The organism is Okeania sp. (assembly GCF_983059655.1).
The window spans coordinates 1-9,724 of record NZ_CEZPJD010000270.1; the positions used below are offsets into that span (position 1 = coordinate 1).

Annotated in this window: 7 protein-coding genes and 3 pseudogenes; 9 read left to right on the plus strand and 1 reads right to left on the minus strand. The window is 38.2% G+C overall.

Features of this window, described 5'->3' with window-relative positions; genetic code table 11:
- From AC3DU7_RS16080 to AC3DU7_RS16095, 4 genes and pseudogenes are all read left to right on the plus strand, one after another.
- Positions 1-161 (plus strand): annotated as a pseudogene (locus AC3DU7_RS16080) (cation:proton antiporter domain-containing protein); the annotation flags it as partial.
- 598 nt (positions 162-759) lie between these two features.
- A pseudogene (locus tag AC3DU7_RS16085) lies at positions 760-1,353 on the plus strand (reverse transcriptase N-terminal domain-containing protein); the annotation flags it as partial.
- A gap of 72 nt (positions 1,354-1,425) precedes the next feature.
- Positions 1,426-1,857: an HNH endonuclease gene (locus AC3DU7_RS16090; protein ID WP_488040344.1), complete on the plus strand. Its 432-nt coding sequence runs from the start codon at positions 1,426-1,428 to the stop codon at positions 1,855-1,857.
- 20 nt (positions 1,858-1,877) lie between these two features.
- Positions 1,878-2,597: pseudogene (locus tag AC3DU7_RS16095) on the plus strand (cation:proton antiporter); the annotation flags it as partial.
- Between the two features lie 771 nt (positions 2,598-3,368).
- Here AC3DU7_RS16095 and AC3DU7_RS16100 read toward each other — a convergent pair.
- Positions 3,369-4,193, minus strand: a complete 825-nt coding sequence (locus AC3DU7_RS16100) for a sirohydrochlorin chelatase (protein ID WP_488040338.1) — start codon at positions 4,191-4,193, stop codon at positions 3,369-3,371.
- Positions 4,194-4,511: 318 nt separating this feature from the next.
- Between AC3DU7_RS16100 and AC3DU7_RS16105 the strand changes: the two genes are divergently transcribed.
- From AC3DU7_RS16105 to AC3DU7_RS16125, 5 genes are all read left to right on the plus strand, one after another.
- Positions 4,512-4,832, plus strand: coding sequence for a DUF6312 domain-containing protein (locus tag AC3DU7_RS16105; RefSeq protein WP_488040339.1), 321 nt, complete (start codon positions 4,512-4,514; stop codon positions 4,830-4,832).
- Positions 4,833-5,440: 608 nt separating this feature from the next.
- A complete protein-coding gene (locus AC3DU7_RS16110) occupies positions 5,441-5,671 on the plus strand; it encodes a DUF6200 domain-containing protein (protein WP_488040340.1) in 231 nt (76 codons plus the stop codon).
- Positions 5,672-5,906: 235 nt separating this feature from the next.
- Complete coding sequence (locus AC3DU7_RS16115) at positions 5,907-6,116, plus strand: DUF6200 domain-containing protein (RefSeq protein WP_488040341.1); 210 nt, start codon at positions 5,907-5,909, stop codon at positions 6,114-6,116.
- Between the two features lie 244 nt (positions 6,117-6,360).
- Positions 6,361-7,554, plus strand: a complete 1,194-nt coding sequence (locus AC3DU7_RS16120; protein ID WP_488040342.1) for a glycosyltransferase family 4 protein — start codon at positions 6,361-6,363, stop codon at positions 7,552-7,554.
- 107 nt (positions 7,555-7,661) lie between these two features.
- Positions 7,662-9,724 (plus strand): type I polyketide synthase (locus AC3DU7_RS16125; protein ID WP_488040343.1); only part of this gene is annotated, 2,063 nt, incomplete at its 3' end.

A 9,724-nucleotide genomic window follows, 5' to 3' on the forward strand; every position in this document is an offset into this window, starting at 1 on the left:
TATTCCATGTCTCAGCAGTGCCAGCAATTTTTGCAGGAGCAGCTCTTACAGCAACCAGTATTGGCATTACTTCCAGGGTACTAGCAGAAATTAACCGTCTCAATACCCAAGAAGGTCAAATTATTTTGGGCGCTGCTGTTATAGATGATGTTCTGGGTGTGCGACTCGTTGGCTAGTAAAACCGCCATAGGGCAGGTATAGCAAGCCTTTCAGGTCAAGACATGGAATAAATAATTCCGACCTGGAAAACTCTTATAGTCTTGTAGGTGAAATTCCTACCGCCTTGTTGTTGGGTTGACAGCGTAGGCCACAGGGTAGCGACTGAACATCAATCCCTGAAGCTGGCATAAATGGGGTCAAAGCTTTAACTACTAAATAAGTGAGACTTTTAGCAGAGATCGGTATGTGGACGAACAGAAAGGCAATCAAACTCTCGTTACATCAAACCATTCCAAAAGTAGCTAAGGAATGTAGGACTTACATAGTCAAAAGGGTCATGGATAATATTATGCCCAATATATTATCAGCAACCATACAGAACCCTTCGGGAGATTTTGCCCCACTAAATCGGTCGTAATAAAGGCATAAGGGAACGAGGAAACCTCCCCAAGACACCTAAGTACACAGGTCGATTAACTTAGGAAGCCATTCAAGGTCAATCTGCGCAACAGTCGCAGGTTTTGGGGAGAGTAGGATTGGACAAGAAGCATTAATGCTGACGTGTCCACTGTTGAATGTAATGTAAAGCAATGATTAGCAATGAACAAAGCCAAAATACTAAAGAAGAAGTTAGGAAACCCTAAAGCATTCTCAAGTGTGGTATGGGACATACACGATACACCCTCTCAAGCGTCCAGCAATCCAACACTCCAGTGGAAGGACATAAACTGGAAAAGGGTAGAAAAGTATGTATTCAAACTGCAAAAATTGATTTACAGAGCATCCAGTCGTGGCGAACTCCGCAAGATGCGCAAATATCAAAGACTTCTGACGAAAAGTTACTATGCAAGGTTGCTAGCTGTTAGGCGCGTAACACAAGACAACCAAGGCCGAAAAACTGTCGGGATAGACGGAATCAAAAACCTAAGTCCCATGCAGAGATTTAACTTGGTTGACGTACTAAGAACACGCCCTCTCAAAGCAAGCCCAACCCGTAGAGTCTGGATACCAAAACCAGGAAGAGAAGATAAACGTCCTTTAGGCATCCCAACGATGTACGATAGAGCGTTACAAGCCTTGGTAAAGTTAGGTATGGAACCAGAATGGGAAGCACGCTTTGAACCTAACAGCTATGGTTTTAGGCCAGGAAGGTCAGCACATGATGGCATAGAGGCCATTTTTCTCAGCATCAGAAACTGGATTCTCAACGATGGCGAATATGTGCTAAACCAGCACTCGGATGTACCTATCATCAGGCACATAAAAGTGAAAGGCAATAAATCTCCTTACGACGGTGATTGGACTTATTGGAGTAACAGAATTGGCAAATATCCAGGAATTAGAAAAGAAGTAACTACACTACTCAAACGTCAGAAAAACAAATGCGCATATTGCGGATTAACCTTTAGACTAGACGACCTTATGGAAGTAGACCATATAAAACCCAGGTCTAAAGGTGGTGACAACACATACAAAAACAAACAATTGTTGCACCGACATTGCCACGATACAAAAACTGCCTTAGATAACAAGACATATCCAAAACCAAAGTTACAGGATTTACCTGAAGGTTCTTTATGGGTTGACGATATGCTGACACTAAGGAGGGATGTACCCATGACAAGGGACATTCAAGAGAGGAGCCGTGATGAGGTGAAAGTCTCACGTCCGGTTCTGAAGACGAGTCGGGTAGGGTAACTTACCTGGCTTAGTTTAACATTATTATCCTGGCAGTAGTAGCAAGTTTAGCAAAGACTGGTGAAGTCGATGTAGTCAACGCCGTTTATCTCATCATCAGTGCCAGTGTATTTTTGGTGGGTGCAATATTGCTTGGTCGTTTCTTTAATGACACCTTTGTTTTCTTTGGTGAAAAATTTAAAACTCGTGGACGAGCAGTTATTCCTGCTTTGACGATCGCCTTATTTATGTCCTACATTGGTACAGCGATCCATTTGGAAGCAATATTGGGAGCTTTCGCAGCAGGATTAGTTTTAGATAACTTGGATCAAACAGAAATAGGTAGAGAGTTAGAAGAGCTAATTCGTCCTATTTCTGATGTCGTCGTTCCCATTTTCTTCGTCACAGTGGGGACAAAAACCAATCTTGGAGTTCTCAACCCAGCTATTCCTACTAACCGTGAAGGTTTAGTTATCGCGATCTTCTTAATAGTTGTTGCTATTGTCGGTAAGGTTGCCTGTGGTTTTAGTGTATTTGGCTTAGATAACATTAACCGTTTAGCTGTTGGTGTTGGCATGGTGCCACGGGGAGAAGTTGGTTTAGTTTTTGCCTCAGTTGGTTCCGCTAGTGGCGCTTTATCTCCTGCTTTGGATGTAGCAATTATTCTCATGGTTATTATTACAACATTCTTAGCACCACCATTACTGCGAGTAGTGTTCGGAGAAGCTGAAGCAGAAGAAGTAACTGAAACTTCTGGGTAATTATTTGCAAAAGGTTAATTTCTTAGAGTTCTCTTCTATAGAACCCATTCGAGATATTTAACAAGAGATGGGGAGGTGGGAAGATAAGTAAGTTCACAAGAGTAGGTTTTTACTTTCTGGCTGTGTAAGCATTTCCTACGGAATGCTGCGCAAACAGCCGTCAGCTATCGGAACTGCGTTAACAGCTATTAACTTTGGGTCTGCGTAAAAGCAACCTTTGAAATTGAAAAATAATAAATAGTTACTGCTAAAGTCCCTGGACAAAAACTTAGAAGTAATTATTCATTACTAATTGCTGATAGCTGACTGCTGATAGCTGACTGCTGATAGCTGAATGCTTACCTGGTTGTGACTAGACTTAGAGGAAAAGGAAAACTTGGCAGACAAAGGAGAAAAAAGCGTAGATATTTTGAGTTTGAATTTATTTATGCTTGCAGGTTCCTTTCCCATTTTGTTATTTGATTGTCAAAAACATACTCTTTTAAGAGATAAATAGAGATAAATAAGGAAGTGGGGAGTCTTTTTTAACCAAATTCATTTTTCCATATTCCTTCCCTCCATCTCCTAGCTCCTGACAAAAAAAGTTAATCGCCTACTTTAAAATACCAATAGATTCTCAAGAGAATCTCTCAAATTGGCCCCTATTTTCTACTCCCTTGTATAGCAATGTGCGCTGGCTTGCTTTACAAATTTCAGGAACTGTCCAATAGCTAAAAGTTTTATATAATAAGCTTTTTATCCCCCCTACTGCCAAATGAGCTGCGCACAGCGCTATATATAAGTTTCATCGAGGTTAATCAAATCCAAAACTAATTTCGCTAACTCATCAGTTGCCCCAAGGACTGGGGTCAAATGGAACTTAATAGTAGGGTATATTTGAGTAAATTGATTAACTGTATCAGCGATCGCATCAGTAATACCTCCATTAAAAAGAAAGTAAGGCAAAATCCCAATTTTTCGATATCCTTGACTGATTAATATTTCAACTCTTGATTTCAGGTCGGGAGGAACAGACCAATAAGCAGTGCATACCAACACTTGGCAACTACTACTGAGAGACTGAGCTATTTTTTCCACAGGGTCATTGCCGCCAGGACAACGACTACCATGAGAAATAAGTACCCAAGCATCAGCAGTTACAGAAGTTACTTTGGCTGCAAGTAAACCTGCCATTTTTGGATGGGAACCAATATAGGGGCATAGAGTGATTTTAGTCCAGCTATTAGTTTCAGAGTTAAATATAGATTTGGACTGACTTTTTTCCTCTGCTTTAATCTTGTACTTGAATGCTTCTATTTCTGCTGGAATATCCTCAGTAACATGAACTCCTGGTAATAGAAATAAAGGAATTATTTTGAGTTGACTAACGTAGAGCGATCGCCTATCTTCCCAAAAATCTTCAATTTGTTCGTGCAAAGATTTAAGCCCCAGTTCTAAAACTCCTGTACCAACTAAAGAACATTGAGGAATATCATTACTCGTAAAATTTCCAGTTAAATTTATTTGCTCAGACAAAAGCCCAGCTAGTGTCTGTAATTCTAGGAGCGGTCGTGGGTTACGACTACCATGAGATACTAAAAAATAAGTTGATAGCAATTTTAACTTTGACCTAATACTAAATATATGAAATTGAGTAGCACTTTAGTACAACTTTAAAATCCTGATTTAGTTAAAGTTGTATGTTTATTAGTACACATTAACTCTACCAACTAGATCTAGACATTTGTCTAAAGTCCCATTAATAGTTAATTGTATCTTGTACAGATACTGGACAAATTGTTTAATTAATAATTAAAACACTTACTTTACGGCCTTGGTAACTGTATATAAAAGATTAAAAAATTTTCGGAATAATGTGTTATTATAATGGTAAATATCAATATACTTAAGTAGAAAACATACAAGGAGAAAAAAATGGCCAAAGAAACTGATGTAAAAAGCGTTATTGTGTTGCAAAGTGATGATGATTTTGGTGGTGAGCCACAAACTATCCAAGGCAAGTCGCCCAAAAAGAAAAAAGCTAAGAAAAAGCACTCATCAACCTTATCACCTATAGAGAAAACTATATTCAGTGTAGTAAAAATGAGTGATAAGGCAACCACGGCATATCGCGAGGCTCACGAAAAATCTAACAATAAAAAGAAAAACGGTTGGATTAAAGATTTCCCTAAAAACTCTACTAAAGCAGCCTCCAAATTGGGTCTAGACTTAACGGGTATTAAATTATTTGAATAATTACTTTGAGTAATTATCAAGATTAAAGCCCTGAATCTAAACAATAAAAAGAAAAAACGGTTGGATTAAAGATTTCCCTAAGAACTGGTGTTAGGCTATGCACAAGCTAGGTTAAATCAGCTTAATTAGTATTAAATTGTTTGAATAATTAGATTTGAATAATTAAAAAATTATTCAAGTCTAAACACTGATTAGCATAAATCACAACTAACAAGCTTTGGGTAAAAAGAATAATCTTGAATCCTAGCTTTTGTTCTACAAAATATAGGTCGAGTGCAATGTAGTTTACTACATGAGAAACATTTTCTCAAAAGTAGTTTTGCTCAAGCAAAATCTTAATTCTGTAGACGCTATGTACCTGTGAAGCAGGAAGCTTAGGAGATATTATAACCTTGGTGTTAGTAAGTTATGGGGAGTATGTTAGAAGCAAGAATTCGTTGATATCATACTCCTCATGTCTGTCACTGCTGAAGTGTAACTGAAAGAGGCACTTTCATCAATCTTACTCAGACAAAGCACTAAATAACTGTAAGAAAAAAATAATTGTAGGCTTTTGGTAAAATTTTATTGAACCAAATAATTTAGTAAAAACAAAGGAGAACAAAAAAATGGTAATGTCATCGAACAAACGGCTCCAAGTACCAAACACTGTTATTTTAGATTTCGGCAAGGCTAAAAGTGATGATGTCAAAGATTTACGCAGCGGAGAGGGTAAGGTTTTTAACAAAATCAGCAACAAAATTGAAGACCTCAAAAGTTCGGGAGAATTATCGGACAATATACAACCCATAATTGTTATTCTCAAGACAAAGAAAAAAGATACAGGACTTTTAGGCTAAGAAGATTTTCTGGATTTAGTAATAGTGAATATAAGTGCTTTAAGTACCTAAAAAAGTTTGATAACTTCAGTTATGAGTGATGGAATAATCGTTCACTCTATAAGGTATTTTAGCTCCTAAACTTATATCCTACGTATGATAATTTCGAGAAGTGTATCAGACAAAAAAAAGGCTTGAATTTTCTCTAGCAACATAAGTTAAATTAAGTAGTAAAAATTTAAGGAGAACAAAAAAAATGGCACAAGCAGCAAACACCATTATTTTAGAAATGAGTGGTGTGGATAAAGACGATATCTCTGACTTTCGGATGGGCGAAGGTAAGCTGTTCAAAAAATTACGTGCGACTATTGAACAATTAAAAGAATCAGGTGAAGTGGATGAGAATGCACAGCCGGTAATTGCCCTAGTCCAGAAAAAGACTACTGATAAGGGAGTCTTAGGCTAGAGAGATTAGCACATTGTGTAGGAGTTAATTTGGGTTTAAAGTTGGTAGCAATATATCTTACCGATAAAGTTGCAGCTTGAGTCCAATGACGATTCTATCAAGCCCAGTTTATTAGAGTAAGGGCTTGATATTTTTTTACTTATGTACTTATTGTTGTTTGTAAATAATTTTTTTTTTATATTTGGTTCAAGGTGTATCAAAATCCCGTATACTTCAAGAGAAATTATAAGCTCAAGTTGATAACGTGAACATACTATTAGTCTGCACAGAAAAGTTACCAGTGCCTTATGTCCGAGGTGGAGCTATCCAGACATACATAGACGGTATTCTACCTTACTTGAAACGAGAGCATGAAATCACAGTATTCTCAATAGCAGATCCAGATTTATTAGATAGAGAAATTAGAGACAATATTCGTTACGAGCGCACTACAGCAGACTCTTCAGAAGAATACTATCAAGCTGTAGCCAAATTTGTAGAAGGGAAAAATTTCGATTGGATCGTAATTTATAACCGTCCTAAGTATGTGTCCTTGGTTGCCAAAGCAGCTCCTAATAGTCGCTTTCTTCTGAGTATGCACAACGAAATGTTCCATGATAAAAAAATTGAACCACAAGAGGCAATTAAATGCCTGGAACGAGTAGAAAAAGTAGTGACAGTCAGTAAATTTATTGCTGATGGTATTGCCAAATTATTTCCAGAATATAAACACAAACTTCAACCTGTATATGCTGGAGTAGACCTCAAACGGTTTCAGCCAAGGTGGGCGGAAGGGGAAAAAGAGAAACGAGAAGCAATGCTGGCAACTCATGGCTTGGAGGGCAAAAAAGTAGTCCTTTGCGTGGGTAGGTTGACAGATAAAAAAGGACCTCATCTATTAATATCTGCGATCGCTAAAGTAATCGAAAAACATCCATCTGCTGTATTATTGCTAGTAGGAAGTAAATGGTACGGCAATAACAAAGAAAACGATTATGTCCGTGAAATTAAAGCACAAGCAGAAAAGTTAGGCCAAGCAGTTCAGCTAACTGGTTTTATCCCACCATCAGAAGTTGCAGATTATTTCCTATTAGGCGACCTATTTGTATGCGCATCCCAATGGGAAGAGCCTCTAGCTAGGGTGCATTACGAAGCTATGGCAACTGGACTATGCATTATTACTACTGCTAGAGGGGGGAATCCTGAAGTAATTACTCCCGGAAAAAATGGTATTGTCATATCAGATTACGATAATCCTGATGCTTTTGCCACTGAAATTGAATACCTATTGTCAAACCCAAAGAACAGTGAAAAAATGGGAAGAACAGGGCGTCAGATAGCAGAATTACATTATAGCTGGTCAAGAGTAGCTTGGGATATTTTGAGTATTATTAATGATTCAAAATCCATGTCTTTAGAGACAGTGGGTGTAATAGAGCAAGATAAAGAAGCGGGATAAATCAGCTTTAATTTATCCATACTAAAATTCAGATCGATCGGGGTCAGGAAATTAGACCTTAAAAGCTAGAATAATGACAAATCAAATATTTAATATTGGTTGATTTTATGAAGCAACAACAAAACAGCGACTTAATAGCTATTATTGGCATTGCTTGTCGATTTCCAGGAGCCGATGACTATAACCAGTTCTGGGAAAATATGGAGGCAGGAGTAAATAGTATAAGTGAAATCCCTCCCCAAAGGTGGGAAGTAGAAAAGCATTATTCTCCTATACCTAATCAACCAAATAAGAGTATTAGTAAGTGGGGAGGATTAGTAGAAAATATAGATGAATTCGACGCAGAGTTTTTTAGTATTTCTCCCAGAGAAGCAGCACAAGTAGACCCCCAACATAGAATTATGTTGGAGTTGAGCTGGTGTTGTATGGAAGACGCGGGTTACTCACCATCTCAACTTTCAGGGAAAGACGTGGGTGTTTTTATGGGAGCTTGTAACTATGACTCTATTCTATTGATGAACCGAAATCAAGAAAATGTACAAGGTCATAGTGGAACAGGAACTTGGACTTGTATGATTCCCAACCGCATCTCTTCATTTTTTAACCTACACGGCCCAAGTATTCCCATCGATACAGCTTGTTCAAGCTCACTAGTAGCTATTCATTACGCTCTGAAGTCCCTCAAAGACTCAGAATGTGAAATGGCATTAGTAGGTGGAATAAGTGTGTTATTTACCTCAACAACATACATCCAGATGAGTAAACTGGGGATGTTGTCGCCAACAGGTCAATGTAGAACATTTAGTAATGATGCTGATGGTTATGTCAGGGGAGAAGGAGCCGGAGTAGTTTTATTAAAGCCTCTGACAAAAGCAATAGAAGATGGCGACCGGGTTTATGGTGTAATTCGAGGGAGTGCCATTAATCACGGAGGGAAAGCGAGAACAATCACATCTCCCAATGTTTACTCCCAAGCTCAAGTAATTCGTTCAGCTTATACAAACGCTAATATTTCTCCAGATACAGTATCTTATATAGAATCCCATGGAACGGGTACACCATTGGGAGACCCAATAGAAATTAATGCTTTGAAAAGAGCCTACAGACAACTATATAAACAGTACGGAGTAGAAAAAACAGAGAAACCCTATTGTGGCATAGGAGCAGTAAAAAGTAATATAGGACATTTAGAAGGAGCAGCAGGAATTGCAGGATTGATCAAAGTACTATTAGCAATGAAGTACAAAAAGCTGCCCCAAATTGTCAATTTCAAGGGATTAAATCCACGCATTAATCTCAAAGATACTCCTTTTTATATCATAGAGGAAGATCAGGAGTGGGAACTATTAAAGAATAAATCAGGAGAAGAGATTCCTAGACGGGCAGGTTTAAGTTCTTTTGGTATTGGTGGGGTAAATGCTCATATTGTATTAGAAGAAGTTCCAGAGGAAGTCCAAAGTCCAAAGTCAAAAACCACAAATGACGAGAATGTAGAACGTTCAGTTCATATTTTAACTCTTTCGGCTAAAACAGAAAAAGCACTGTTGGAGTTATGCAGTAGTTATCAAAACCAGCTCGCAACTCATCCAAAATTAGAAATAGGTGACATTTGCTATACAGCCAACACAGGCAGGGCTGACTTTAATCATAGATTAGCTTTGATTGCTTCTAACGAAAAAGAATTATTAGAAAAACTTGGGAAGTACAAACAGGGAGAAGAAGTAACCAGGATATTCCCAGGGAAACTACCCAATAATGCAACAATACCTAAAATTGCCTTTTTATTCACAGGTCAAGGGTCTCAATATGTGAATATGGCAAAACAACTGTATCAAGAAGCACCAGTATTCCGAAAAGCTTTAGACGAATGTGACCAAATTCTGGGAAGTTTGAATGGAAAATCTCTGAAAGAGATTATCTATAGCAAAGATACAGAGGCATCAACCCTAAACCAAACAGCCTATACCCAACCAGCTATATTTGCCATAGAATATGCTCTATTTCAATTATGGCAATCATGGGGCATTAAACCAGATGTAGTCATGGGTCATAGTGTGGGTGAATATGTGGCAGCAACAGTAGCAGGAGTTTTTAGTCTAGAGGACGGCCTGAAACTAATTGCAGCCAGGGGGCGTTTGATGCAGCAGTTACCAGAAGGTGGCAAAATGGT